We start from the raw sequence: 25,731 nt of genomic DNA on the forward strand, positions 1-25,731 counted from the left end.
TATCTATAAGTAGTAGAAATCAATTAGTCTTCGTTAGTGTATTCAGCAGTCCATTGGATTTCTTCAGTAACTTTAGCAGGATCAGTAATACCTTCACCAGCTAAGCCTTGATCAATAGCAGATTGTACAACTGCACGAGCTTCAGTCTTAGTAAATGATTGAAGCATAGAAATTGGAGGAAGTACAGCTGCACCTGGTTTAGAAGTATCAACAATACCACCCAGTGAGTGAGCAGCTGCTGATAAAATTTCATCGTCAACAAGTCTAGTCTTACTTGCTAAAACCCCTAAACCTAAACCTGGGTAAATCAAGGCATTATTAGCTTGACCAATGTGGTAAGTTACACCCTTATATTCAACTGGAGCTGATGGAATACCAGTAGCAACCAAAGCACGGCCTTCAGTCCATTTAATAATGTCTGCAGGGTGAGCTTCAATTAACTTAGTTGGATTTGAAATTGGGAAAATAATTGGACGTTCAGTACCAGCTGCCATAGCTTTTACAACTCCTTCAGTAAAGGCACCTGGATTAGTTGAAGTACCAATCATAACGCTTGGATGAACAGCTTTAACTACTGCTTCTAAGTTAGTTAATTCATCCGCATTTTCAAATTCACTTCTCTTACGTACAAATGGCTTTTGTTCTGGAGTTAAGCCTGGAGTATCTTCAAATAAAAGACCTTGCTTATCTACTAAGTAGAAGTGTTTCTTAGCTTCTTCTTCACTTAAACCTTCCATCCGCATTTCACGGTACATCATGTTGGCAATACCCATCCCTGCGGTACCAGCACCATAAGTTAAAAAGATTTGATCAGTGAACTTTTGTTTAGAAATATTTAAGGCACCTAAAACACCAGCTAAACATACGATACCAGTACCTTGAACATCATCATTAAAGACTGGAATCTTATCTTGGTATTTCTTTAAAATCTTAGTAGCATTATCACGACCAAAGTCTTCAAAGTGTAAGTAAACATCTGGGAAGACTTCACGTGCAGTTTGCACAAACTTATCAACAAAGTCGTAGTACTTATCACCATATACACGCTTGTGACGTACACCCAAATAAAGGGGATCATTTAGTAAAGTTTCATTGTTAGTACCAACATCTAAAGAAACTGGTAATACTTCACTTGGATCGATACCAGCAGCTGCAGTATAAACCATCAATTTACCAATAGCAATATTTACACCATTAGTTCCCCAATCACCAATACCTAAGATACCTTCTGCATCAGTAGCAACGATTAATTTTACATTGCGGCCTGCGGCAGCGTTACGCAAACTTTCTTCAATTGAACCTTCATCATCAATTGATAAGAAAGCAGCTTCTTGAGGTCTTTGGAAAATTTCACTGTATTTTTCAATTGCAGGTGCAATCACAGGATCATAAATAATTGGCATCAATTCTTCGATATGATGTTGCATTACGTAGTAGAATAAAGTACGGTTAGTATCAAATACTTCCATTAAGTATTGACGTTGTTGCAAACCTTCAGGACGAGTCTTGTATTCATCATAAACACGTTTTGCTTGTTCTTCAATAGTTTCAACACGTACTGGTAAAGTACCTACTAAACCTAATTTTTTTCTTTCTTCATCTGTAAATGCTGTACCTTTATTTTTAAAAGGATTATTTAAAATACTCCATGCATTACTCATTGTGTAGGCCTCCTATTCGGCAATTGCCTTTAATCTTATTTCAAGAAAAGTATAACGTCAAAATAATTTTATAGTCAAAAGATAGACTTTACCAAAGGTTTATTTATATGAAGGCAGAAATTACTTAGACCATCCATTAGAAAGGAAATAGATAGTGAATACACAAGATTTACGATATTTTCATACTCTAGTTCAACTCAAAAGTTATACAAAAACAGCTGAGCATTATAATGTGAGTCAGCCAACTATTACTGCTGCGGTTAAACGATTAGAAAAAAAGCTGGGTGGGCAGTTCATTATCCGGGACCAATCTCATAAGAGTATTATCATCACTCACTTAGGGATGCAATTTGATGAGCATGCTCAAGCAATTTTAAATGAAATTTCCGTTGCCAAGGCCGAAATTGCCTCTGAACCAGATAATGATATTCCCTTTGGCTTACCTCCAATTATTGGACGTAATTATCTTCCCAAAATTGCTCCAGCGCTTTTTTCAAGAGGTCTTCTTCCTCGTTTGAATGTCATTGAACATGGCTCTTACGACTTACGTAAAATGCTTTTACAAGGCGACATTAATCTTACTTTACTAGGATTGACTTCCCTAGAAATAGAGCCCGCAATCAAGCTTCATCCGATTTCGCATTATCCAATCGAAATTATTGTTTCCAAAAAACATCCTCTTGCTCAGAAAAAGGGAGTTTACTTTAAAGATATTGCCCAGGAAAACTTTATTGGCATGACTCAAGATTACATTCATACCCAAGCACTTGATACGTTAATGCAACGTAATCACCTTCATTTAAATACCATTTACCGTAGTCCTGACGTTATGGTAATTAAATCTTTAGTTGCCCAAAACTTAGGTGTTTCATATGTAACAAATCTTTCAATTAACAAAAATGATAATATTGTGTCAATTCCATTACTCGATCGAGAACAACCAGAATTTATTTTAGCAGCTGCTACAAGAAAGAATCATATTTTCAGTAAGCAAGAAAAAGAGCTATGGGAAGTTTTAACAAAAGATAATTAAGCATCAAAAAAGAGATTTGTGTTAACCACAAACCTCTTTTAATTAACCAATAATAAACATTAAAATTGGTACAACTACGATGAATAATAAAGTACTTAAAACAACAACATTTGTTGCGTAGTCGACATCACCATGAGCTTCACCGGCCAAAATTGGAAGCACAGCAAGTGCTGGTGTTGCAGATTGAACGATGAAAGTCTTACCCATTAAGCTTGGGATACTTAAGTGAAGTATTGATGGTCCAAACCACATAACCAATAAGATCATGACAACTGGAGCTAATACGAAACGTCCAAGTAACGCAAAGATTGTATCTTTGTCAAAGTGGATACTCTTAAGACCAGCATTAGCTAATACAATACCAATATAAATTAATGATAATGGCGTTACTAAGCTACCAACGTAATTAAAGGTATCGCCAAGGAATTTTGGTAATTGAATACCAGTTAATAGCCAAATTACTGCCACAAAGAAACCAACTAATGGCATTGGTAAGATCTTCTTCCAGTTAACCTTGTTATGTTGCTTTTCAGCTTTAACTAGAGTTGGATCATCATTCTTGATCAAGAATACACCAAAGGCCCAAGTGGAAACCGTATTGATGATGTAGTAGATCAAGAAATATGAAGTTGCCTTAGGACCAAAAAGTGCCAAGTTCAAAGGCATTCCAATAAAGATAGTGTTGGCGTTAGCGATCGTGTTGATAAATACCCCACGACGTCCAACCTTAACTTTAAGCACCTTAACCAAAATAAAGGCTACAATGTAAGAAATAACTACTCCAATAAATGGTAAGAGCAAACCCGCAAATAAGTTAAATAACTTTCCACGAGTTAAGTTATTTTGAACAGACATAAAAATGGAAGCAGGCAAGGCAATTTGTGTAATTAATTTAGAAACATTACCACCAAATGAGTCTGCTAGCCATCCTTGTTTGCGAAGAATATATCCTAAAAGCATAATCAAGACAATAACGACTACACTTTGGATAGATGATAGAAACGCTGACATCTAATCCCCTTTCATATAAATCAAATTTATTATCCCCATAAAAATAATTATATGGTTAATCTATTAACAATCATTTATACCATATTTTTAAAGAAATTCCTATATTTTTTGAAATTCACTAACCATCTAGTTCCACTCCCTGTAGCTTTTTCATAGCTGTATAAACATTTCCCCGCTGACTAGCATCTACTTCCAATACTAAAATATCCCCAGGCAGAATTTTCGTTTTCCCATCAGGAATAATCATTTCATTATCACGTTGAATAGTTTTGACTAAAGTATTCTTGGGCCAAGAAATTTCTCTAATGGTCTTATCTACTAATTGACTATTTTCATAAACTGGCAGGACCAATTGGTCTGCTTCACCACTCAATTGGTGATCTGCTTGTGGTTTTTCCATAGCAGCAGCTAATTGACCATAGATTGGACGTCCACCTAATAGTTGATCAACTAACAAGGCCACAAAAGCCACAACTGCTAAGGGCATCAAATGTAAGAGCGAACCCACCATTTCTGTAATTAAGACAATCGCAGTAAATGGTGCTCTGATAATTGCTGCAAAATAACCAGCCATTGAAAAAATAATCAAATTAATTACTAATTTCTCAGGTAATAGTCCAAGTTGCACCATCAACAAACCGTAGCATCCCCCAATTAGGGCACCCATGGTTAAAATTGGCAAAAAAATACCACTTGGTAGTCCCGAATCATACGAAACAATTGAGAAAGCAATTCTAATTATATAGTATGCTCCCAACACTCCCACTAAACTCCAGCTACTTGCAGTAATCATCTTGGGAAGTGAGAGAATTAAATGATTACCTGGCCCTGTAATCAAAGGCAAACAATACATGATAGGAATTAAGATAGCTAACGGAATTAACCCATACAACCAAGAAGGTAGAACATGAATTTTCGCATAAATCTTTTTTAAACCAAAAAGTCCTTTTTTATATAAATGACCTAATAACCCTAAAATTATCCCCAAGATAAGCAAATGCCAATACAAGTAAGTAGGAAACATGTGATTATAAGGTAAAGCTAATGATGGTTTTTGCCCAAAAATATTAGACACAACAAAGTCAGAAGCAATTGCTCCAATTAGGGCATTCATCCACACACTTGGAGAAAAATTGTGGAAAACTTCTTCTAAAACAAACAGAGCACCACTCAATGGAGCACCAAATGCAGCGGACAAGCCGCTAGCTGCCCCTGCTGCTAGCAAAATCCTAGTGTTAGATTTATTTTGTTTAAAAGCTCCTGCCACTCCTTGCCCAATGGACGATCCTAACTGTAAAGAAGGCCCCTCTGGTCCAAGAAATAACCCCGTACCAATTACTAGAATACCTCCAATTAATTTTCTCCATAAAATTGACCACCACGGCAAGTGGAGCTTACCTTGCATCTGCAATTTAACTTCTGGGATTCCTGAGCCTCCCACATGAGGATATTGCTTAACAAAAAAGCCTGAAATTAATCCTACTAAGAATAAGCCCAAAATTATTGCTACAAACCACCAAAGATTTTGATGAGCTTTTTGAAATAAACCTAACCAAAATTGTGATGTTAATTCAATTCCAAATCTAAAAAGGCCAACTATTGCCCCGGCAATAACTCCTACTATTAGAGCTTGGAATAAAATCTTTAACTTACTTTTTTCCTCTTTTTCCACCTTGATCTTCTTTCCTAATATCCAAATTACTTTTTTATTATAACCTACTTACCCCACAAAAAAAGAAGACACTTTCTGTCTTCTTCTTGTTTTTATTTTTCTTCATACCATTCCGTATGGAAGACTCCCTCACGATCGTTACGCAAGTAAGTATGGGCCCCAAAATAATCACGTTGTCCTTGAAGTAAGTTTTGAGGAAGATTTGGATTAAAGATAGATTCCAAATAGTTCAAGGCTGCACTTAAAGTTGGAGTTGGAATACCAGCATCAGTTGCTAACTTAAGCACTTCACGCAAAGCATCAATATCTTCTTTTTTTACTTTATCAAAAAATGGAGCTTTAAAAAGATTTTGTAACTCTGGGTTTGCACGATAAGCAGACTTAATGTCTTGAAGCATTGCTGATCTAATGATACATCCTGCTTCCCAGTTTTGGGCAATAGTATCGTAGTGAAGCTTCCAATTATAAGTCTTGGCAGCTGCTGTCATTTGCTCAAATCCTTGGCCATATGAAACTGCCATTGCTAGATAAAGGGCTTTAGCAAGTTTATCTACTAAATCACTTGGAACTTTCCCGGGTAATTTTTCAGGTTCAGGATCATCTCTAAAAGTAGCTTTTGACATAAAACGCGCCATGACTGCTTCAGCAATTACTGTAATTGGAACACCTAACTTAATTGCATCTTCAAGCATCCAATTTCCAGTTCCTTTATAAGAAGCCTCATTTAAAATATGATCAATTACATAATCAGAAGTTAAAGTATCTTTTTGCTTTAATACTTTTGAGGTAATTTCTACTAAATAGCTTTGCAATGCGCCTTGATCCCATTTAGCAAAAATATCACTCATTTCTTCATTTGAATAACCACCAACATTTCGCATTATGTCATAGATTTCACAAATAATTTGCATAATTCCATATTCAATTCCATTGTGAACCATCTTGACATAATGACCACTACCTTCCGGTCCAATGTAACCTACACAAGCTTGTCCAGTAGGTGTTTTAGCGGCAATTGCTTCTAATATTGGCGCTACTTCTTTATAAGCTTCTTCATCACCACCTGGCATCAAAGCAGGGCCATTTAGGGCACCTTCTTCTCCACCAGAAACTCCCATTCCAATGAAATGAATTCCCTTTTCCTTAAGAGCTTTTACACGGCGGTTTGTATCATGAAAGTTAGAATTACCACCATCAATGATGATATCTCCCTTATCAAGTAATTTCTCTAATTTTGCTAAGGTTTGATCAACAGGTTCACCTGCACGAATCATCACTAAAATTTTACGTGGGCGTTCTAAAGAGTTAACAAATTCTTCCCAAGTATATGTTGGCTTTAATTTATCACCTTCATATTTTGCAAGTGCATCTACTTCAGGCTTATCAATACTAAATCCTGAGACAGAATATCCATGATTTTTAACATTCAAGGCTAAGTTCTTTCCCATAACAGAAAGTCCGACTACACCAAATTGTTGCATTTTTTTGCCTCCCCTTCTAAATTCTTCTTTTATTTTATCATGCTTGTACTAGTTACTACCCGGAAATAAATTATTTTTCCGCAGGTAATTTTGCAATTCTTCCTTGTTGAATATAAGCACTTAAAATTGCTAAATCCGCAGGGTTTACTCCCGAAATTCTTTCTGCTTGTGCCAAAGTTTCCGGACGAATTTTTTCAAATTTTTGACGTGCTTCAGTTGCTAAACTATCAATTGCAGAATAATCGATTCGATCAGGGATCTTCTTGGATTCTAAACGATGAAGGCGTTCTACTAACTTCTTTTCTTTCTTGATATAGCCTTCATACTTCAAGGCAATCTCAACTTGTTCTTTTACATAGCGATCATCAGCTAAAGGATGACCAACGATTTTTTCAATACCTTCAAAAGTAACTCTTGGACGCTTCAAGAAATCTGCCGCACTTACTCCATTATTTAATGGATCTTGATTGATACTTGCTAAATATTCTTGCACCTCTGGTGTTGGGTGAATCATAACTTCTTGCATAGTTTTCATCGCTTGAGCAATTGCCTGCTTTTTATTAAGGAAATCTTGGTAACGTTCTTCATCAATTAAGCCTAATTCATGTCCCTTTTCAGTTAATCGCAAGTCTGCATTATCATGTCGAAGCAATAAGCGATACTCTGCACGACTAGTCAATAAACGATAAGGCTCATTGGTACCTTTTGTTACCAAGTCATCAATTAAAACTCCAATATAAGCCTCATCACGTTGCAAAGTGAAACCAGGTTTACCTTCTGCATTTAAAGCTGCATTAATCCCAGCAATTAAGCCTTGTCCTGCTGCTTCTTCATAGCCAGATGTTCCATTCATTTGACCAGCAGTAAAAAGTCCTTTAATATTTTTCGTTTCAAGTGTGTGTTTTAATTGCCATGGTTCAATGACATCATATTCAATTGCATAACCTGGACGCATTAATTCAGCTTTTTCTAATCCGACTACGGAATGCAACATCTTCAGTTGAACTTCCTCAGGCATTGAGGTAGAAAAGTCACCAACATAAACTTCCTTGGTATCACGACCTTCAGGCTCTAAGAAAATTTGATGACGATCTTTATCAGCAAAGCGAACAACCTTATCCTCAATTGAAGGACAATATCTTGGCCCTACACCCTTAATTACCCCCGAAAACATTGGAGCACGATCAAGGTTTTGCCGAATGATATCATGGGTTCCTTCATTGGTGTAAGTCATATAACATGATAATTGCTCTTCAACTGGAATATAGTCTTCATCTTTACTTGTATAAGAAAAATGACGTGGTTCCTCATCCCCTGGTTCTTCTTGAGTCCGAGAATAATCAATAGTATTACCATCTACTCGTGGAGGAGTACCTGTTTTAAAGCGACGCATCTTAAAGCCAAGCTTCTCCAAATTTTCTGGTAATTTAATTGATGGAAGTGAATTATTTGGACCTGAGGAATACTTTAATTCCCCAATAATAATTTGTCCACGAGCCGCTGTTCCAGTAGTTAAAACTACACTTTTGGCATGGTAACGAGCTCCTGTATTAGTGATAATTCCTTTGCAGACACCATCTTCTACTACCAATTCATCAGCAACTCCTTGACGCAAAGTAACCAATGGATTGGTTTCCAATACATCTTTCATTGTTGCATGATATTGCCATTTATCTGCTTGAGCGCGAAGAGCACGCACGGCAGGCCCTTTTCCAGTATTTAGCATTCTCATTTGGATATAAGTGGCATCAATGTTTTTACCCATTTGGCCACCTAGAGCATCAATTTCACGAACAACAGTTCCTTTTGCTGGTCCTCCTACAGATGGATTACATGGCATAAAAGCGACCATATCTAAATTAATAGTTAAAAGTAAAGTTTTTTGACCCATATTTGCTGCGGCTAATGCTGCCTCACAACCAGCATGTCCTGCTCCAACAACTATTACATCAAATTCTTTTGAATCATATGTCTTCATTTTTTCACCTATTTTCCTAAACAAAATTGACTAAATAATTCTGTAATCAGTTCATCAGGGGCACTTTCACCAGTAATTTCTCCCAAAGTATCCCATGCGTCTTTTAAATCAATTTGTACTAAATCGAGTGGCATCGAACTATCCACACCTGTAATTACTTCTTGAAGAGACTGGCGTGCTTTTTGTAATAATCCGGCCTGGCGCTGATTAGTAACCATAACCTGATTGGCAGAATTTTCTAAACCACTAAAGAACATCTTTTCAATTTCAGTTGCTAAAGAATCTAAGTTATTTCTTTCTAAGATAGAGGTCATAATTACCGGTGAATCAGTAATCTTTTGTATCATTTCCCGGGTAATCTTACTTCCAAGATCACTTTTATTTAAAATGATAATTCGCTTCTTAAACTTGGTAAAGTCAAGTAACTCTTTATCTTCATCTGAAAGTTCTCTACTTCCATCTAATAGCAATAAGACTAAATCTGCATCTTGAACAGCCTTTTTTGACCGTTCAACACCAATTTTCTCTACTTTATCTTCTGTCTCGTGAATTCCAGCAGTATCGATTAATTTTAAAGGAATATTTTTAATAGAAACATATTCTTCCAAAGTATCACGGGTGGTCCCGGCAATATCAGTGACAATTGCTTTTTCATCTTGTGTTAAGTAGTTTAACAGAGAAGATTTTCCAACATTTGGACGGCCAACAATCGCTGTCGCTAAACCATTGCGCATAATTTTTCCTTCTTGCGCCGTAAGTAAAAGCTTTTCGATTTTCTTTGAGACCTGCTGGGTCACTTCTTTCATTTGCTTGCCTGTCATATCATCCATATCGTATTCTGGATAGTCAATATTTACTTCTTCTTGCGCCATTGTATCAAGTAAATTTTGACGTAGTTCTCTAATTTGGCCTAATAAACCACCTTTTAATTGATTCATGGCTATTTCCCGGGATTTATCAGTTTTAGCGCGAATAATATCCATCACAGACTCAGCCTGGGTTAGGTCAATTCGCCCATTCATAAAAGCACGCTTTGTATACTCTCCTGGATCTGCCATTCGAGCTCCATTAGCTAAAAGGAGTTGTAAAATTTCATTGGTAACGACCATTCCACCATGACAATTAATTTCTACAACATCTTCACGTGTAAAGGTCTTTGGACCTTTCATTACGCTCACCATTGCTTCATCTACTACTTTTTTTGTTTCTGGATCAATGATATGACCATAATGAATGGTATGCGTTGCAACTTGCTCTAAATCTTTACCTTTAAATACCTTATTTGCAATTTCAATTGCATCTTCTCCTGATAATCTAACAATCGAAATACCTCCTTCACCAATAGGTGTAGAGATAGCAGCGATTGTATCAAATTGAGTTAAAACTTGTGCCATTTTTACCTCTTCTATAAAAATTAAATAAAAAAAGCGCCACTCCACCCTTGTTCATAACAAATAAGGTGGATAAAGCACTTTGACTACTTTATCTTTACCAGATAATTATTTACTTTTTTTTCGACCTAATCGCTTATAGGTTCTTCGCAATCGTCGTTGACGTTCTTTCTCAGCTTCTTGTTTTTCTTGTTGCTCTTTTCGATACTTAAACGGATTTTGCAAGAAGAAAGTTTGACCTACTTGGAATAAGTTAGAAACTACCCAATACAGAGAAATAGCAGATTGAAGTCCCATTGCTGTAATCCCAATAAAAATTGGCATAATATATGTCATTGATTTTGTCATTCCATTTTGAGATGACTTTGGTTGAGATAGCTGACTTATATATGAAGATAAGAAGGTAAACAAAGCAGCTAACAATGGCATGATAAAGTAAGGATCAGGACGACCTAAGTCCATCCATAAAAAGCGACCATTTTGCAGCTGTGGAGTTCGAGAAATTGCTTGATAAAGAGCCCACATAACTGGTAATTGGATCAAAAGTGGTAAACACCCAATATATGGGTTTACCCCTGCCTCTTTGTAAAGCTTACTTGTCTCTTCTTGTAATTTTTGTCGACTTTCAACATCTTTGCCAGAATACTTTTTACGTAAAGCATCCATTTGTGGTTGCAACTGTTGTTGCTTACCCATGCTCTTAATTTGAAAAGCATTTAGTGGTAATAAAACGATTCGTACAATAACTGTAAAGATGATAATAGCCCATCCATAAGAATTATGTACTAAACTTGCAATCCACAAAATAAACTCAGAGACATAATACAAAACATAGCGGTCCCACCAGCCTCCACTATTATGAGAAATAGCATGAGCTTGTGAATTTGGACTAACTCCACAACCTGTAAGTGTTAGAGTTAATGCAACGAGACCTAATCCTAATATTAATCTCTTTACCTTTTTATTTGTTAAAAAGTCTTTCACCTTTAATTTTCCTCTGCTTCCGTCTTTCTGGTAGGTATCACATGTGCCAAGCTCAGCGCATGGATAAGATTTTTCCGTGTTTGAACCATATTAAAATTACGCGCATATGGCCTTGCAATAACTAAAAAATCTAAATCAGGGCTTACTTCGGCCTTTAACTCTGTCAAGGTAGCTCGAATATATCTTTTTAATCGATTTCGTGCAACAGCAGTATGCCCCACTTTTTTCCCCACAGAAATACCAACACGAAAGTGTTTTTGATCTTCTCTGGGTAACCAGTAAATTACAAAAGCTCGATTGGCCTTAGATTGCCCTTGTTTGAAAACTCTTTGAAAATCTTTTTCAGTTTTTACACGATAGGATTTTCTCAATTTGACTCATCCTAACTTAGATTAAAAAATCCACTGGGGCTCAGTGGATTAAGCAGATAAGACTTTTCTACCCTTTTTACGACGTCTTGCTAAAACTTTACGGCCGTTTGAAGTAGCCATACGCTTCATAAAACCGTGAACACGTGAACGGTGACGTTTCTTAGGTTGATAGGTTCTCTTTGTGGTCATATAGATTGCACCTCCATTTTTAATGCCTTCATGCACAATATTCTAAGTTAGAATACCATATTTATTACTAAAAACCAAGGCTTTCTCATAAAAAAAACCATTATTCTTTCTACACTTTTTAATGATAAACTTGTGTATAAGTTGTGCATAAGTCGTTTCTATAATTATTAAATTTACCTTTTCCACAATCTTTTCCACAATCTTTTCCACAATTAACAGGGTGTTATTAACTTTTTCCACACCCTGTGTAAAAGTGGCATTTAATTAATAAGATTATTGATATTAAAGCAATTATTATACACAGTACGCCTGTTGATAAGTTGCTTTTTATTTTTTAAAACTTTCTATTTTGTGGATAATTAAAAAAATATATTAACAAGCTGTTAATTTGTGGAAACTAGTTTTCAACAGGCTGTGGAAAACCAGCCTTTTTAATGCTAAAATTGTTATGACTTATTTTCTTTTTGGAGGAATTATACGTGGACTTAGAAAAATTTTGGCGTTTCTTCATCGAAGAGATGAAAAAAACTTATAATGAAGTCACCTATAATGCCTGGTTTAAAAATACGAAGCCTATTTCATTTGATCCTGAAACAAATGATATCGTTATCGGTGTAGAGTCATCCGTTTCAAAAGGATACTGGGAAAATAATCTAGGATCAGAATTAATTCAAGCAGCCTATGCTTATGCCAATATTGAACTTGTACCCCACTTTCAGGTCGTACAAGAACATTCTGAATTTGCTCCTCTTTCTTCCCAAAATCATCTACGCGAAAAACGTCCCCGTAGACGTCCAAATCCTTTTATGGACGGACTACCTTTAAACAATAAATATACTTTTGACACTTTTGTTCAAGGAGAGGGGAATAAGCTAGCAGCCGGTGCAGCTTTAGCTGCAGCTGATAATCCAGGGAGTTTCTATAACCCTTTATTTATTTTTGGGGGTGTAGGATTAGGTAAGACCCATTTGATGCAAGCTATTGGACACCATATGCTTGCCCGAAATCCTGACGCAAAGGTTCTCTACATTCAAAGTGAAACTTTTGTAAATGACTTTGTTAATTCGTTAAAAAATCAGACTCAAGCTGCTTTTAGAGAAAAGTATCGAACTTGCGATCTACTTTTAGTAGACGATGTCCAATTTTTTGCAAATAAAGAAGGGATTCAAGATGAATTTTTCCACACCTTTGAAACCCTTTATAATAATCAAAAGCAAATTGTAATGACAAGCGATCGGTTGCCTAATGAAATACCTGCACTTTCAGAACGTCTCTTGTCGAGATTTGCTTGGGGATTACAGGTTGAAATTACTCGACCAGATCTTGAAACACGAATTGCAATTTTACGAAAAAAAGCTGAAGCCGACGGCTTACTAATAGATGATCGCACTTTAAATTATATTGCGTCACATGTTAATACAAATATTCGTGAATTGGAGGGAGCGCTAGTAAAGGTACAAGCCCATGCAACTATTGAAAAAGCCGATATTAATATTCAATTAGCCCATGAAGCATTGGACGACCTAAAATTAAATCAACATCGAAGTGGACTGCAAATCTCTAAAATTCAAGAAGTGGTTGCCAATTATTTTCAACTTTCAACTGATGACCTTAAAGGTAAAAAACGAGTAAAATATATTGTGGTACCACGTCAAATTGCGATGTATCTTGCAAGAGAACTGACTGAAATCAGTCTACCGAAAATTGGAAGAGAATTTGGTGGAAAAGATCACACCACAGTTATGCATGCTTACGATAAAATTGAGCAAGGAATTCGATCTAATAATGAGCTTAAAAAGCAAGTCTCTGATCTCAAAACTATGCTGGAACACGCAAATCCTTAATTTTTATCCTCAAAGTTATCCACAACTTTTCCACAGGATATCCACAGACAATTTAGCTTAATACCAGCACATAGACCTACTTTTCCACAGAATCCACAAGACCTACTACTACTAAGTAATATATAATATAAATATATAAAAGATTTTCTCATCTAGGAGGACACAATGAAATTTACTATCAATCGAAATATGTTTTTAGAAAACTTAAATAATGCTATGCGAGCAATTTCTTCACGTACACCTCTTCCAATCTTAAATGGTATTAAATTAAATTTAACTTCCGAAGGCTTGGTATTAACTGGTAGCGATACTAACGTATCAATTGAAATTACAATTCCAGCTAATGAAGATTTGCAAATTGATACAGTTGGAGCAATTATTCTACCCGCACGTTTCTTTAGCGAAATTGTTAAAAAGTTACCTGGGAAAGAATTTACTCTTGAAGTTCAAGATGGGTTACAAACTAAAATCACATCTGAAAACACTGAATTTGTTATTAACGGTTTAGATGCAAGTGCTTATCCTACACTTCCAGAAATTCCTGAGGATAATTCGTTTGAAATCTCTGGCAAGCTTTTGCGTAATGTAATTAATGAAACTGTGTTTGCAGTTGCTTCGCAAGAAAACCGTCCAACCTTAAATGGAGTTAACTTTACTTTTAAAGATAACAAGATTAAAGCCGTGGCAACTGATAGCCACCGTCTTTCTCAGCGTGAAGTTGCTCTTAAAGATGATTCACAAGTAGATGCAACCCTTTTAATTCCTGGAACAAGTTTAGTAGAACTAGCTAGAATTATTGGGGAAAATAATCCACAAGTTCAAGTAACACCTGGGGATAACCAAGTACTTTTCACCGTGGGTAACCTTTCTTTTTACACTCGTTTACTTGAAGGTTCATATCCTGATACTGATCGTTTAATACCTACTAACTCTACAACTAGTGTGGAGTTCGATCTCTCAGAGTTAGCTAAGTCATTAGAACGTGCTAGTTTACTTACTCATGAAAGTCGCAACAATGTGGTTAAAATGTCACTTGATGTGGATAACCAAAGTGTAAAACTTCAAGGTGATTCACCAGAAATTGGTAATGTTGAAGAAGAGTTATCATTTAAGAATTTACAAGGTGATAACTTAGAAATTTCATTTAATCCTGATTATTTGCGTGATGCACTGCGCGCTTCTATTACTGAGGGTGTAGTAATGAACTTTACTCAACCATTGCGTCCATTTACTATTATCCCTGACAAGGAAGAAGTAAGTTTTGTTCAATTAATTACACCGGTAAGAACATATTAAATTCCAATCTTCATAAAAAGCCTTATTTTGAGTTATAAGGCTTTTTTATGTTTTTAGTATAAGGATATTAGGAAGAGGTAAAGCATGCTTAAAACAGGCTAAAATTGTGTTTTCTCTCAAAAAAAGTTATACTTATAGAGTATAATAGAGGTAAAATGGGGTGATGATTATCAAGAATTTTAGTGTAAAAGGTGAATATATTACTTTGGCGCAATTTTTAAAAGAAGAAAGTATCATTTCTTCTGGGGGACAGGCCAAATGGTACTTAAAAGATAATCCCGTCAAGTTGAATGATAAGTTAGAAGATCGGCGAGGAAAAAAGTTATACCCTGGTGATCGTCTAGTTGTGGAAAACCAAACATATAATTTTATTGCAGGCTAGAAGATGTACCTAGAAAATTTAGCACTGAAGAATTTTCGTAATTTTTCCCAGGAAATTGTTTCATTTAGCCCTGATGTGAACATTTTTTTAGGAGCAAATGCGCAAGGCAAAACTAACTTGCTAGAAGCAATTTATTTTTTGGGACTAACTCGGTCTCATCGCACAAGTAACGACAAGGAATTAATTAAATTTGATGAAAAATTTGCAGTACTAAATGGGAATCTCAGAAAAAATTCTGGCCAAATTTTGACAAATTTACGGCTTAATCTTTCCTCAAAAGGTAAGACAGCATTTATTAATCGCCTTGAACAAAAGAAGCTTTCGCGATATGTGGGAGAAATGAATGCAATTTTATTTTCTCCGGAAGACCTATCATTGGTAAAGGGCGGACCAGGGTTAAGACGCAAATTTATGGACTTAGAATTTAGTCAGATTAATCGCGAATACTTGTATTTTTCAACTCAGTATCAAAAAGTATTACATCAAAAAAATAATTACTTAAAACAGCTAGCTCTTGGGAAAACTAAAGATAAGGTTTTCCTCAATGTTTTATCAGAGCAATTAGCAACTATTGCCGGGGAAATAATTTGGCGCAGAATAAATTATTTGAAAAGGTTAAACAGTTATGCACAGGTTGCTCATCAGGCAATTAGTAATGCACAAGAAAAGCTAGAAATTGTCTATCAGCCATCAATTAATGAAATTTTAGATGATGATTCTGTGGAAAACATTGTGGATAAAGTAAAGGCTCAGTTTAAAAAGCTTGAACAAAGTGAACTAAAATCAGGTTTAACTCAAGTTGGTCCCCATCGTGATGATATTTATTTTTTGATAAATGGTAAAAATGCCCGTGAGTATGGGTCACAAGGGCAGCAAAGAACAGTTGCCTTAAGTTTAAAGTTGGCAGAAATCCAATTTATTTATGAACTAACAGGAGAATATCCAATTTTATTATTAGATGATGTAATGAGTGAGTTAGATCATACAAGGCAAAGTAAATTATTAAATTATATTCATGGTAAAACCCAAACTTTTATTACCACAACGGATTTAGAAGGTATTTCCTGGGAAAAGATAAAACAACCTCGAATTTTTAAACTTAACTCTGGAAAAATTAGTAAAGAGGAGAATTAAATGGCTGAAGAAACACATACTAATGAACAGGCTCAAGAATTTGAGAAGCGCGCTGATGCGTATGATGCTAGTCAAATTCAAGTATTAGGTGGTCTTGAAGCAGTTAGAAAAAGACCTGGAATGTACATTGGATCAACTAGTGCGCAAGGTCTTCACCACCTAGTTTGGGAAATTATTGATAACAGTATCGATGAACGTCTAGCAGGATTTGCGACTAAAATTGAAATTACTGTTAATGAAGATGGTAGTGTAACTGTGCAAGATGATGGACGCGGAATCCCAGTTGACATCCAAGAAAAAACTGGTCGTCCAGCTCTTGAGACTGTTTTTACTGTTTTACACGCAGGAGGAAAATTTGGCGGTGGCGGTTACAAAGTTTCTGGGGGTCTACACGGTGTAGGGGCTTCAGTTGTTAATGCACTTTCTACCAAACTTGATGCTACTGTTATGCGTGATGGTAAAAAATATAGAATTGCTTTTGATCATGGACGTGTAGTAGAGGAAATGCATGAAGTAGGAACTGTCGATTTAGGTGAACACGGAACTATCGTGCATTTTTACCCAGATGGAGATATTTTTACTGAAACAACTACCTTTGATGATAAAATTTTAAAAAACCGTATTCGTGAACTTGCCTTTTTAAATAAAGGCTTAAAACTGACTTTTACTGATAAGCGTAAGGAAACTGCAGAGACAGATGTTTACCACTACGAAGGTGGGATTAAGGAATATGTGGCTTACCTTGATCGTAACAGTGAAGTCTTATTTGATGAGCCAGTATATGTTGAAGGAGACTATGATGGGATTAATGTAGAAGTCTCTCTTCAATATACTAAAGGTTATAAAACTACATTAATGACTTTTGCTAATAATATTCACACTTATGAAGGTGGAAGTCATGAAGCAGGATTTAAGAGCGCTTTAACAAGAGTAGTAAATGACTATGCACGTCGTGCAAAAATTTTGAAAGACAATGACGACAATCTTTCTGGTGAAGATATCCGTGAAGGAATGACGGCAGTAATTTCTATTAAACACCCAACACCTCAGTTTGAAGGTCAAACTAAAACTAAGCTAGGTAATTCAGATGCAAGAGCAGCTGTGGATAAAGCTTTTTCTGAAACATTTAGTAAGTTTTTAATGGAAAATCCACAGGTTGGACGCAAAATTGTGGAAAAAGGGCAATTAGCTGCTCGAGCTCGCGTAGCTGCTAAGCGTGCACGTGAAGTTACCCGGAAAAAATCTGGATTAGAAATAGCAAACTTACCTGGGAAATTAGCTGATAATACAAGTAACGATCCAAGTATTTCGGAATTGTTTATTGTCGAAGGAAACTCAGCAGGTGGCTCAGCTAAGCAAGGACGTTCTCGTTTAACGCAAGCAATCTTACCAATTCGTGGGAAAATTTTAAATGTGGAAAAAGCCTCAATGGATAGAATTTTAGCCAATCAAGAAATTCGTTCATTATTTACTGCTTTAGGGACAGGATTTGGGTCAGACTTTGATGTTTCAAAGGCAAGATACCATAAGTTAATTATTATGACTGATGCGGATGTCGACGGGGCCCATATTAGAACTTTATTATTGACGCTCTTCTACAATTACATGCGCCCAATGATTGAAAAGGGATATGTATATATTGCTCGACCACCTTTGTATCAAGTGCGTCAAGGAAAAGTTGAAAAATACTTGGATACTGATGAAGAATTACGTGAATATTTAGGTACTCTTCAACCTAGTCCTAAGCCAGTTGTTCAACGTTACAAAGGACTTGGAGAAATGGATCCAGAACAGTTATGGGAAACAACTATGAATCCGGAAAATCGACGCTTAGATCGAGTAAGCCCTGAAATGGCAGAAGATGCAGATGAAGTTTTCCAATTGTTAATGGGTAATGAAGTTGGCCCAAGAAGAGATTTTATTGAAAAGAACGCTAAATACGTTGAAAACTTAGATGCATAGGAGGTTTAGATGGATAACGAGAATCAAACTCAAGATCGACGCATAAGGAATGTTGATCTTACACAAACCATGCGTAGCTCTTTCTTAGATTATGCAATGTCAGTTATTGTAGCTCGTGCATTACCAGATGTAAGAGATGGAATGAAGCCCGTACAACGACGTATTCTTTATGGAATGAATGAATTAGGTGTCTCACCAGATAAGCCTTACAAAAAGAGTGCGAGAATTGTTGGGGAAGTAATGGGTAAATTTCACCCCCACGGTGATTCTTCAATTTATTTAGCCATGGCGCATATGGCCCAGGACTTTAGTTATCGTTATCTTTTGGTAGATGGACACGGAAACTTTGGTTCTGTCGATGGTGATGAACCAGCTGCCATGCGTTATACGGAAGCTAGAATGAGTAAAATCGCCGTTGAAATGCTTCGTGATATTAACAAAGAAACCATTGATTGGCAACGTAACTATGATGACACTGAAAATGAACCAGTAGTTTTGCCAGCAAGAATTCCAAATTTATTAGTTAACGGTGCTAACGGAATTGCAGTAGGGATGACTACAAATATCCCTCCACATAATCTTTCCGAAGTTATTGCAGGATTACATATGTTAATGAAAAATCCAGATGTAACTACTAAGGATTTAATGCAGGCTATTCCTGGACCTGATTTTCCAACTGGTGGAATTGTAATGGGACGTAGTGGGATCTATCGTGCCTATGAAACTGGTAAAGGAAATATAATTGTTCGAGCAAAAACTAGTATTGAAGCACAAAAAAATGGTAAAGAACAAATTATCATTACTGAATTACCCTTTATGGTAAATAAAGCAGAACTTGTTAAAAAGATTGCTGATCTTGCACGTAACAAAGTGATTGATGGAATTACAGGTGTAAGGGATGAATCCGATCAAACAGGGATGCGGGTTACCATTGATGTTCGGCGTGATGCTAGTGCAAGTGTTGTCTTAAATAATCTTTTTAAAGAAACACAAATGCAAGCTAACTTTGGGATGAATATGGTAGCGATTGTAAATGGTGCGCCACACTTTTTGACATTAAAGCAAATGTTGCAGTACTACCTTGATCACCAAGAAGATGTAGTACGTAGGAGAGTTCAGTTTGATTTAAAGAAAGCTCAAAATCGTGCTCATATCCTTGAAGGATTAAGAATTGCGCTTGATCACATTGATGAAATCATTAAAATTATTCGTTCTTCAAAAACTAGTGACATTGCTAAAGCACAATTAATTCAAAATTACGGTTTAGATGATCGTCAATCACAAGCAATTTTGGATATGCGTTTAGTGCGTTTGACTGGATTAGAACGTGATAAGATTGAATCAGAATATAACGATTTACAAGCAAAGATTGCTGATTATAAAGATATTTTAGCCAAGCAAGAACGTTTAGATGATTTGATTTATAACGAATTAATCGAAATTCAAAAACGCTTTGGTGATGATAGAAGAACAGAAATTGCAGCTGGGGAAGTTGTTTCTATTGAAGATGAAGATCTTATTGAACAACAAGATGTACTATTAACTATTACTCATAATGGTTATGTAAAAAGAATGCCAGCTAGTGAATTTAAAGTACAAAATCGTGGTGGACGAGGAATTAAAGGAATGGGAATCCAAGATGACGACTTCATTAACCATTTAATTTTTACTAGCACCCATGATTACCTCTTATTCTTTACCAATAAGGGTAAGGTATATTCAAAGAAAGCTTATGAGATTCCTGAATTTGGCCGTAATGCTAAGGGACTTCCAATTATTAACCTTTTGCAACTAGAAAAAGGTGAAAACGTTCAAGCAGTAATTAATGTAGCAGCAGATGCAGATGATAATTATCTATTCTTTGTTACAAAATATGGTACAGTTAAGAGAACTAAAGTTAGTGAATTTGAAAACATTAGACGTAGTGGATTAATTGCTTTAACACTAAAAGATAACGATGAGTTAATCAATGTGTTAACTACTGATGGACAACAAAATATCTTAATTGGAACGCATTTAGGTTATGCAGTAACTTTTAATGAAAATGATGTCCGTGCTATGGGACGAAGTGCTGCTGGAGTTCGCGGAATTAATTTAAGAGAAAATGACTATGTCGTAGGAGCAGAAGTTTTACAACCAGATGATGAAGTTCTAGTAATTTCTGAAAAAGGGTATGGAAAGAGAACAGCTGCTAGCGAATATCCAGTAAAGGGACGTGGCGGAAAAGGTATTAAAACAGCTAATATCACTGAAAAGAACGGCCCACTTGCTGGAGTAACAGTAGTAAAAGGAAATGAAGATATCATGGCAATTACTGATGCAGGAGTCATGATTCGTTTCCAACTTTCTGATGTTTCTCAAACAGGACGTAGTACTTTGGGAGTAAGATTAATCAAGGTAGACGATGATGCAAAAGTTGCTAGTTTAACCAAAGTGATTGATCAAGATGACGAAGAAAATAGTGAAGAATAATTAAAAAAATTACCAAATATTTACGTAAGAAATTATGAAAAAATTTCAGGATCACGTGAATTTATTTGGTAATTTTTTATTTATTATGTTAAAATCAAACAATGTGAGTAATCCAATTACTCCTTGTTCTTGATTAAGACAAGAACCATTGAGTCCAAGAGGAGGTGCAATAATAATGGAAAAGACTAAGTACGAAGTTACTTACATCATCAAGCCTGATATTGATGAAGATTCAAAGAAAGCATTAATCGAACGTTTTGATAAGGTTGTTACCGATAACGGTGCAGAAAACCTTGAATCAAAAGATTGGGGTAAGAAACGTTTCGCTTATGAAATGGATAAATACCGTGAAGGTACTTACCACATCATGACTTTTGATGCAGAAAACGCAGATGCTGTGAACGAATTTGGTCGTCTTTCACGTATTGATAACCAAATTTTACGTTCAATGACTGTAAAATTAGACAAGTAATAATTTTTCGTGAATTAGGAAGGAGCAAACTGTATGATTAATAATGTTGTACTAGTTGGCCGATTAACACGTGACCCTGATTTACGTACTACTGGAAGTGGAATATCAGTAGCTACGTTTACTTTGGCTGTAGATAGAAATTATACTAATAGTCAGGGTGAACGCCAAACTGACTTTATCAACTGTGTTATTTGGCGTAAAGCAGCAGAAACTTTTGCTAACTTTACTTCAAAGGGTTCATTAGTTGGTGTTGAAGGTAGTATTCAAACTAGAAGTTATGATGATAAAGATGGAAAAAGAGTTTATGTTACTGAGGTAATTGTAAGTGATTTTTCATTCTTAGAATCACGCCGTGAACGTGAAAATCGTCAAGCAAATGGTGGTGGGTATCCACAACCAACTCCAAGCACAAACCAACCAAATACAAATAATTTTGGTGGTAATACTGCTCCGGGAACTGGAAATAATGGAGCATCGGCTCCACAACCACAAGATCCATTTGCTGATTCTAATGAATCTATTGATATTTCAGATAATGATCTTCCATTTTAATTTAAAAAGAAAGGATCTTTGATATGGCTCAACAAAGAAGAGGTGGCCGTCGTCGTCGTAAGGTTGACTACATTGCTGCTAACCACATCGATTACATCGACTACAAAGACGTAGATTTGTTGAAACGTTTTATCTCTGAAAGAGGTAAGATTTTACCACGTCGTGTCACTGGCACTAGCGCAAAGAATCAACGTAAGTTGACTGTTGCTATTAAGAGAGCTCGTGTAATGGGCTTATTGCCATTTGTCGCAGAAGACTAATAATCAACAAATAAAAAGCATTAATTTCACCTTGGAATTAATGCTTTTTTTGTCTTTAAGGTGTGTATAAAGAGAAATACAAGTCAGTTCAAGGGGGAAAAGCAGTGATTATTAAAGAAACTTTACCTGGTCAATATAATTTTGATTATCGTTGGTATGATATTTACAATTTAGATGAAAGAGATATTAAGGTATTGCAATCTCAATTTAAATTAACCAATGAGATTATTCAATATATTACTGACTTGCATGAACGTCCTCACTTTGATCATGATTATATTACCAATAGTGATTTGTTTGTTTATGATGTGCCGATTTGGCCAACTTCTGATGCAGACCATTTTACTACTTTGCCAATCAAATTTTTAATGGTGGATCATACGCTCTTTACTATCCATACGCCTGATACCACATATATGATTGAAGAGTTTCGCCAAAAAGGTGACGAGGATATTCATAGCCAAAAAGAACTAGTTTTTGCCATTATTTTTTCAGTGACAAAGTATTTTCAACGAGCATTAAATCAATTAAATAGCCAACGAATGGTATTGGATAATCATTTAAGTAAAGCAATTCATAATCGAGATTTACAAGAATTATCGCAGGTTGAAAAAAGTTTGGTATATCTTTCAAGTTCTATTAGAACAAACTTATTAATGCTTGAAAGCTTAAAGCACACAAAATCTGGCCTTCATATGAATAAAGCAGAAGAAGAAATGTGTGATGATATTATTATTGAAGTTCAACAATCTTCTCAAATGGTTAAGATTTATAACGAAGTTACGGAAGAGATTTCAAAAACTTCCAATAATATGTTGAATAACAATCTAAACAACACAATGCAATTTTTAACTGTTTGGTCGCTTCTTTTAACAGTGCCCACAATTGTAACAGGTTTTTTTGGAATGAATGTTGATTTACCTGTTTTTCACAATTCTTTTGATTGGGTCTTAATTATTGTCGGCTCGATTATCATCATGGCAATTCTGCTCTGGTATTTGAAAAAGCATAATATGATGTAGACACGAGGAAAACAATTCTGCGGTATAATAAAAGATAGATTGTTAGATGTTAATGTTTTGGAAAGGATCTTTATGAAAAATTGGTTTAGTAAGTTGGAATTGCCTGCTTTTATTAAAGATTCAAGATTGACAGCATCTGTTGTGATAATTAATGTTTTATCATTAATTGGTGCAATTATTGGTTTTATCTTAAGTCCGTTATATGGATTTGGAATGTTAGCACTATTTTTTTTGATAGCAGGTTTTTGTATCTATGGGACTGCTGTTTTAGCAAGAAATGCTAATAATTATGCAGCTAATCTTTCCTATCGAATTAAACGTGGTGAGCAAGAAGCCATGATTAAAATGCCCTTGGGAATTCTACTTTATGATAAAGATCGGCAAATTCAATGGGTTAATCCTTACTTACAACTTTATTTAAAGAATAAAGATGTCATTGGAATGTCCATTAAAGCGATTGATCCAGAATTAGCAGAATTAATCAATCAAGCCATTGAAAGTGATGCTAAGAAGAATCAAGTTGTAACTTGGGGTCATCATAAATTTGAAATGGTTGTTCAAAATAATCTTGGTGTCGTCTATCTTTTGGATATTACAAAATATGCTAATATCGAAGAAAAATATAAAGAACAACGCTTGGCAATTGGATTAATTTTTATTGATAATTATGATGAGCTGAGTCAATCCCTAGGGGATCAACGTGTAACTATGATGAATGGTTATATTCAAAATGCGTTGAGCGAATATACTAAAAAATACAATGTTTATTTAAAGCGGATTGATGAAGATCACTTCATCTGGTTGATGCACATGCAAGATCTAGATGAAATGGAAAAAGATAAATTCTCTATTTTGGATAAGATTCGAAAAGAAAGTAATCGTAACAATACTCCACTAACCCTATCAGTAGGAATTGCCTTTGGATCGGAAAGTTTAAATGAAATTGCCAAACAGGCTCAATCAAACTTGGACCTAGCTTTAGGGCGAGGAGGAGATCAAGTAGTAGTTAAGCAACCTGGTCAAGAAGCTCGTTTTTATGGTGGAAAATCTAATCCAATGGAAAAACGAACCCGTGTACGTGCTCGAATGGTTTCTCAGGCCCTTGAAGAGCTCTTTAAGGGGGTGGACCAGGTATTTATCCAGGGACACCGTAATCCTGATTTAGATGCAATTGGTTCTGCGATCGGTATTGCCAAAATTGCCCAAGTGCATGGCGTTAAAGCAAATGTGGTCTTAGAAGATAAAAATTTAAATTATGATGTCAAGAAGTTAATTGCTAAAATGAAAGAGGCACAAATCGATAAAGATTTATTTGTTACTCCAAGTCAAGCAATTGATCAGGCCACAAAGGATTCACTCTTGGTATTAACTGATCACTCAAAGTATTCCATTACTTATTCACCTGAAGTTTATGATGCCTTGAAAAATCGCTTAATTATTGTGGATCACCACCGGCGTGGAGAAGAATTTCCAGAAAATCCAATGTTGGTATATATTGAACCTTATGCCTCTTCAACCTGTGAGTTAGTTACTGAAATGATTGAGTATCAACCACAAGGAGGAGAAGGTGTGTTGAATCCTTTGGAAGCTTCTGCAATGTTAGCAGGGATTACGGTAGATTCAAAGGAATTTTCATTGCGAACAGGAACACGAACTTTTGATGCTGCAAGTTATTTGCGATCAATTGGAGCAGATACGAAAGTAGTTTCTGAGATCTTAAAAGAGAGTGTGGAGAGCTTTTTACAAAGAAGTCAATTGATTTCCACAATCGAAATGATAAAACCAGATATTGCCGTGATGACTGGTGCAAATGATCGAATTTATGATTCTATTGTCACTGCACAGGCAGCTGATACAGCTTTATCACTTGAAAATGTAGAAGCAAGTTTTGCAATTACGCGCAGAAGTAAAGATGTAGTGGGTATTTCGGCTCGTTCCACTGGTAACTTCAATGTACAAGTAATTATGGAAAAACTAGGTGGTGGAGGTCATTTATCTAATGCAGCTACACAATTAAATGATGTAACTGTTGAAGAAGCATTTGACAAAACGGTAGCAGCTATTGAAGAATATATTAAAGAGAATACAGAAGAGGAAGATTAATTATGAAAGTCATTTTTACAAAAGATATGAAGGGCAAAGGCAAGCGTGGACAAGTTAAAGAAGTTCCAACTGGTTATGCTCAAAACTTTTTAATAAAAAATGGATATGCAAAAGAAGCAACTAGCGCAAACTTAAATACCTTAAAACGTGTTGAAAAAGCAGAAAAAGATGCTTATGAAGCAGAAAAAGCTGAAGCTGAAAGAATTAAGGGAATTCTTGAAAAAGATGAAACTGTTGTTTCATTTAAGTCTAAAGCAGGAACTGACTCACGGTTGTTTGGCTCGATTTCAGGTAAAAAGATTGTTGAAGGTTTAGAAAAACAATATGGAATTAAAATCGACAAGCGAAAGCTTGAATTACCTGAGCCCATTAAATCACTTGGTTATACTAACGTTAAAGTCAAATTATTTAAAGGTGTAGAATCTACAATTAGTGTACATATTACGGAGCAAAATTAATAT

Annotated in this window: 22 protein-coding genes; 13 read left to right on the top strand and 9 right to left on the bottom strand. The window is 35.6% G+C overall.

The features are described 5' to 3' along the window. Positions 1 to 23: 23 nt before the first annotated feature. Positions 24 to 1,661 carry a malolactic enzyme gene (locus FP433_RS00235; protein WP_265483774.1) on the bottom strand — a complete coding sequence of 546 codons (1,638 nt, stop codon included), beginning with the start codon at positions 1,659 to 1,661 and terminating at the stop codon, positions 24 to 26. A 154-nt stretch (positions 1,662 to 1,815) separates the two neighbouring features. Here FP433_RS00235 and FP433_RS00240 point away from each other — a divergent pair, with 154 nt between their 5' ends. After that, the gene (locus tag FP433_RS00240; RefSeq protein WP_265486739.1) at positions 1,816 to 2,694 is read left to right on the top strand and encodes a LysR family transcriptional regulator; all 879 of its coding nucleotides are present in this window, start codon (positions 1,816 to 1,818) and stop codon (positions 2,692 to 2,694) included. A 42-nt stretch (positions 2,695 to 2,736) separates the two neighbouring features. Here the strand turns inward: FP433_RS00240 and FP433_RS00245 are convergent, their stop codons facing one another. The 8 genes from FP433_RS00245 to rpmH all read right to left on the bottom strand — a co-directional run bounded on the left by FP433_RS00245 (position 2,737) and on the right by rpmH (position 11,771). Further along, positions 2,737 to 3,705, bottom strand: a complete 969-nt coding sequence (locus FP433_RS00245) for an AEC family transporter (protein ID WP_265486740.1) — start codon at positions 3,703 to 3,705, stop codon at positions 2,737 to 2,739. Positions 3,706 to 3,823: 118 nt separating this feature from the next. Next, positions 3,824 to 5,377: a ClC family H(+)/Cl(-) exchange transporter gene (locus FP433_RS00250; RefSeq protein WP_265486741.1), complete on the bottom strand. Its 1,554-nt coding sequence runs from the start codon at positions 5,375 to 5,377 to the stop codon at positions 3,824 to 3,826. Between the two features lie 92 nt (positions 5,378 to 5,469). Then, entirely contained in the window at positions 5,470 to 6,858 is a 1,389-nt protein-coding gene (gene gndA / locus FP433_RS00255; protein ID WP_265486742.1) for an NADP-dependent phosphogluconate dehydrogenase, read from the bottom strand. Positions 6,859 to 6,928: 70 nt separating this feature from the next. Beyond that, positions 6,929 to 8,836, bottom strand: a complete 1,908-nt coding sequence (mnmG, locus tag FP433_RS00260) for a tRNA uridine-5-carboxymethylaminomethyl(34) synthesis enzyme MnmG (RefSeq protein ID WP_265486743.1) — start codon at positions 8,834 to 8,836, stop codon at positions 6,929 to 6,931. Between the two features lie 8 nt (positions 8,837 to 8,844). Continuing rightward, positions 8,845 to 10,230, bottom strand: a complete 1,386-nt coding sequence (mnmE, locus tag FP433_RS00265) for a tRNA uridine-5-carboxymethylaminomethyl(34) synthesis GTPase MnmE (protein WP_265486744.1) — start codon at positions 10,228 to 10,230, stop codon at positions 8,845 to 8,847. Between the two features lie 105 nt (positions 10,231 to 10,335). Next, a complete protein-coding gene (locus FP433_RS00270) occupies positions 10,336 to 11,211 on the bottom strand; it encodes a YidC/Oxa1 family membrane protein insertase (RefSeq protein ID WP_265486745.1) in 876 nt (291 codons plus the stop codon). A 2-nt stretch (positions 11,212 to 11,213) separates the two neighbouring features. Continuing rightward, positions 11,214 to 11,582: a ribonuclease P protein component gene (gene rnpA, locus FP433_RS00275; protein WP_265483766.1), complete on the bottom strand. Its 369-nt coding sequence runs from the start codon at positions 11,580 to 11,582 to the stop codon at positions 11,214 to 11,216. Positions 11,583 to 11,630: 48 nt separating this feature from the next. Beyond that, on the bottom strand, positions 11,631 to 11,771 hold the full coding sequence (gene rpmH / locus FP433_RS00280) for a 50S ribosomal protein L34 (protein WP_117118249.1): 141 nt from the start codon (positions 11,769 to 11,771) through the stop codon (positions 11,631 to 11,633). Positions 11,772 to 12,289: 518 nt separating this feature from the next. On the opposite strand from rpmH, the gene dnaA reads away from it, so the two are divergent. The 12 genes from dnaA to rplI all read left to right on the top strand — a co-directional run bounded on the left by dnaA (position 12,290) and on the right by rplI (position 25,728). Next, positions 12,290 to 13,615, top strand: a complete 1,326-nt coding sequence (gene dnaA / locus FP433_RS00285; protein WP_265487272.1) for a chromosomal replication initiator protein DnaA — start codon at positions 12,290 to 12,292, stop codon at positions 13,613 to 13,615. A gap of 165 nt (positions 13,616 to 13,780) precedes the next feature. After that, positions 13,781 to 14,911 carry a DNA polymerase III subunit beta gene (gene dnaN / locus FP433_RS00290; RefSeq protein ID WP_265486746.1) on the top strand — a complete coding sequence of 377 codons (1,131 nt, stop codon included), beginning with the start codon at positions 13,781 to 13,783 and terminating at the stop codon, positions 14,909 to 14,911. Between the two features lie 163 nt (positions 14,912 to 15,074). Further along, on the top strand, positions 15,075 to 15,293 hold the full coding sequence (yaaA, locus tag FP433_RS00295) for a S4 domain-containing protein YaaA (RefSeq protein WP_265487273.1): 219 nt from the start codon (positions 15,075 to 15,077) through the stop codon (positions 15,291 to 15,293). A 3-nt stretch (positions 15,294 to 15,296) separates the two neighbouring features. Beyond that, positions 15,297 to 16,427 carry a DNA replication/repair protein RecF gene (gene recF, locus FP433_RS00300; protein WP_265483764.1) on the top strand — a complete coding sequence of 377 codons (1,131 nt, stop codon included), beginning with the start codon at positions 15,297 to 15,299 and terminating at the stop codon, positions 16,425 to 16,427. Next, positions 16,428 to 18,389, top strand: a complete 1,962-nt coding sequence (gyrB, locus tag FP433_RS00305) for a DNA topoisomerase (ATP-hydrolyzing) subunit B (RefSeq protein WP_265486747.1) — start codon at positions 16,428 to 16,430, stop codon at positions 18,387 to 18,389. Between the two features lie 9 nt (positions 18,390 to 18,398). Then, on the top strand, positions 18,399 to 20,861 hold the full coding sequence (gene gyrA, locus FP433_RS00310) for a DNA gyrase subunit A (protein WP_265486748.1): 2,463 nt from the start codon (positions 18,399 to 18,401) through the stop codon (positions 20,859 to 20,861). A gap of 175 nt (positions 20,862 to 21,036) precedes the next feature. Continuing rightward, positions 21,037 to 21,333, top strand: coding sequence for a 30S ribosomal protein S6 (rpsF, locus tag FP433_RS00315; protein ID WP_265486749.1), 297 nt, complete (start codon positions 21,037 to 21,039; stop codon positions 21,331 to 21,333). A gap of 33 nt (positions 21,334 to 21,366) precedes the next feature. After that, a complete protein-coding gene (gene ssb / locus FP433_RS00320; RefSeq protein WP_265483760.1) occupies positions 21,367 to 21,885 on the top strand; it encodes a single-stranded DNA-binding protein in 519 nt (172 codons plus the stop codon). A 23-nt stretch (positions 21,886 to 21,908) separates the two neighbouring features. Further along, positions 21,909 to 22,145, top strand: coding sequence for a 30S ribosomal protein S18 (gene rpsR, locus FP433_RS00325; protein WP_008471430.1), 237 nt, complete (start codon positions 21,909 to 21,911; stop codon positions 22,143 to 22,145). 104 nt (positions 22,146 to 22,249) lie between these two features. Then, entirely contained in the window at positions 22,250 to 23,167 is a 918-nt protein-coding gene (locus tag FP433_RS00330; RefSeq protein ID WP_265483759.1) for a magnesium transporter CorA family protein, read from the top strand. A gap of 72 nt (positions 23,168 to 23,239) precedes the next feature. Further along, complete coding sequence (locus FP433_RS00335) at positions 23,240 to 25,270, top strand: DHH family phosphoesterase (RefSeq protein ID WP_265486750.1); 2,031 nt, start codon at positions 23,240 to 23,242, stop codon at positions 25,268 to 25,270. A 2-nt stretch (positions 25,271 to 25,272) separates the two neighbouring features. Next, positions 25,273 to 25,728 (top strand): 50S ribosomal protein L9, encoded by a 456-nt coding sequence (gene rplI, locus FP433_RS00340; protein ID WP_265483758.1) that lies wholly within the window; start codon positions 25,273 to 25,275, stop codon positions 25,726 to 25,728. The last annotated feature ends 3 nt before the right edge of the window (positions 25,729 to 25,731 follow it).

Origin of the sequence: Lactobacillus sp. PV012, assembly GCF_014522325.1 — a bacterium.
Lineage (GTDB): Bacteria > Bacillota > Bacilli > Lactobacillales > Lactobacillaceae > Lactobacillus.